The organism is Achromobacter sp. F4_2707 (genome assembly GCF_047501535.1).
Classification (GTDB): Bacteria; Pseudomonadota; Gammaproteobacteria; order Burkholderiales; family Burkholderiaceae_B; genus Yanghanlia.
Genome location: NZ_JAZDRJ010000022.1, coordinates 1 through 2,515, shown reverse-complemented (window position 1 = coordinate 2,515; position 2,515 = coordinate 1). Strand labels below are relative to the sequence as shown.

Here is a 2,515-nt window from a genome sequence, read left to right as displayed (position 1 = left end):
ACCGTAAGCGTCCGCTGAACGCACATTGAATCCTGAGGTCCTGCGTAAGAGGATACGTGTCCATTATTTTTGTTGGTGGACACGTGAACACTATTGATAAGAGCACTTCGGGTCGACGCCGGCGCCGGACCTTCGATCCCGCTTTCAAGGCAGAGCTCGTGGCAGCCTGCCAATATCCCGGCGTCTCAGTGGCCGCCATTGCGCTGGAGCACGGCCTTAACGCCAACTTGCTGCGCCGCTGGGTGACTGAACACGAGCGCTACGGGCATCACGGTGGCGACGTCGCAGCAGCGACACCACCGGCGATCTTCCAATGTCGGCCAGCGTCGCCCGCTCGCGCGTTGCCGGCCCCCTTCGTTCCTGTGAGCATGGCTGCGACTGCACCGAACGATGGGGCCATCAGTATCGACATGATGCGTGGCACCACGACAATGCGCGTCACGTGGCCGGTAAGCGCCGCGGCGGAATGTGCGCAGCTGTTACGCGAGTGGCTGCGGTGATCCGCATTGACCAAATCTGGATTGCGGTCGACCCCGTGGATATGCGCAGTGGCATGGACCGGCTGCTGGCCAAGGTGATAGAAGTCTTCGGCGCCTCGCAGCCTTACCATGCCTACGTGTTCGCCAACCGCCGTGGCACCCGGCTAAAGGTGTTGGTGTGTGATGGCTTCGGCATCTGGCTAGCCGTACGGCGGCTGCACCAGGGCAGTGTGCACTGGCCTCGGCCCGGGGACACGCAGATGGAAGTCACTGCCGAACAAGCACGCGCCCTGGTCATTGGCCTGCCGTGGCAACGCCTGGGCGAGTACGAATCGATCGCTATCTTATGAGCACGGATTTGCAATCCGGAGCTGTGCGAATGGTGCGCTGCACACGACCATGGCATCATGGCGGTTATGCCTCTGAAGACTGCACCCAACCTCGATCAGCTTGATGCCGACGCCCTGCGGGCGCTGGCCGCCGAATTGATGGGCAAGCTCGAGCAGCAGGCGCAGGACATCCACTTCAAAGACACACACATCCGCAAGCTTACGCATGAGATTGCGGTGCTGCGCCGCTATCGCTTCGGCAAGAGGAGCGAGCAATTGGGCGGCGAACAGGGGCTGTTGCTGGAAGACGCCGTCGATGCCGACATCGCCGCTATCGAGCAAGAGCTGATCAACCTGGGCGGTGCTCAACCGGAACAGAAGCGTGTCTCACAGCCCAAGCGTCAGGCCTTGCCGCCGGAGCTGCCTCGCATCCCGGTTCACCATGAACCGCACTCCACGATCTGCACCTGCGGCTGCCAGATGCAACGCATTGGCGAGGACATCACCGAGAAACTCGACTACACCCCAGGTGTGTTCAGCGTAGAGCAACATATCCGCGGCAAGTGGGCTTGCCGCCAGTGCGAGACACTGACCCAGGCACCGATGCCTGCTCAGGTCATCGACAAGGGTATTGCCACATCCGGGCTGCTGGCCCATGTGCTGGTGGCGAAGTATGCCGACCACCTGCCGCTATACCGCCAGGAGCAGATCTACGCACGAGCCGGGGTAAAGATCCCGCGCTCCACGCTGGCAGAATGGGTGGGGGTGTGCGGGGTGCGCTTGCAGCCGTTGGTCGACGCCCTGCGTGAAGCCATCCTGAACGAGCCCGTGGTGCATGTAGATGAAACGCCGGTTCAGGTGCTGCAACCCGGCAGCAAGAAAACCCATCGCGCCTATCTCTGGGCCTATGCCCCGGGCGCCTTCCAGGACTTGAAGGCGGTGGTCTATGACTTTACCGAAGGACGCTCAGGCGCTCACGCCCGAGCCTTCCTCGGTGACTGGCGCGGCGAACTGATCTGCGACGATTACGGCGGCTACAAAGCCTGCTTCGACCAAGGCATGGCCGAAGTCGGCTGCATGGCGCACGCCCGACGCAAGTTCTATGAGCTGCATCAGTCGGGCAAAAGCCAGATCGCTGAACAGGCACTCAAATCCATCAGCCAACTCTACGAGATCGAGACGCGTGGAGCGAGCCTACCGCCTGAAGTGCGGCAACGGTTACGTGAGCAACAAGCCCGGCCCATTGCTGAGGCCTTGCATGCCTGGATGACGGCACACCGCCTCAAAGTACCGGACGGTACCGGCATCGCCCGGGCGCTGGATTACAGCCTGAAGCGCTGGGCGGCGTTGACCCGTTACCTGGGGGATGGTCGATTACCCATCGATAATAACTGGATCGAGAACCAGATCCGGCCGATCGCCCTTGGGCGCAAGAATTGGTTGTTCGCCGGTTCCCAGCGAGCAGGCCGGCGTGCGGCTGCCGCAATGAGTTTAATCCAGTCCGCGAAGATGAACGGGCACGATCCGTATGCCTATCTGAAAGACGTGCTCACGCGCCTGCCCACGCATCCGAACAACCGGATAGAGGAACTGCTGCCGCATCGGTGGCAGCCCGAAACGGCGTAGCCAACGCAGCCAACCCAAAGCCCAAAACACTGACGGCCGCTAACGCGGCCGTTGGTCAATGTGTGTTGGGCGGACGCTTAC

Annotated in this window: 3 protein-coding genes; all 3 read left to right on the top strand. The window is 61.7% G+C overall.

The features are described 5' to 3' along the window. Positions 1-83: 83 nt before the first annotated feature. Positions 84-500 carry an IS66-like element accessory protein TnpA gene (tnpA, locus tag VRY85_RS14850; RefSeq protein ID WP_414599377.1) on the top strand — a complete coding sequence of 139 codons (417 nt, stop codon included), beginning with the start codon at positions 84-86 and terminating at the stop codon, positions 498-500. Further along, a complete protein-coding gene (tnpB, locus tag VRY85_RS14845) occupies positions 488-829 on the top strand; it encodes an IS66 family insertion sequence element accessory protein TnpB (RefSeq protein WP_414599376.1) in 342 nt (113 codons plus the stop codon). Before tnpA ends, tnpB begins: the two co-directional genes overlap by 13 nt. Positions 830-901: 72 nt before the next feature. Next, entirely contained in the window at positions 902-2,434 is a 1,533-nt protein-coding gene (tnpC, locus tag VRY85_RS14840; protein ID WP_414599378.1) for an IS66 family transposase, read from the top strand. Positions 2,435-2,515: the final 81 nt, after the last annotated feature.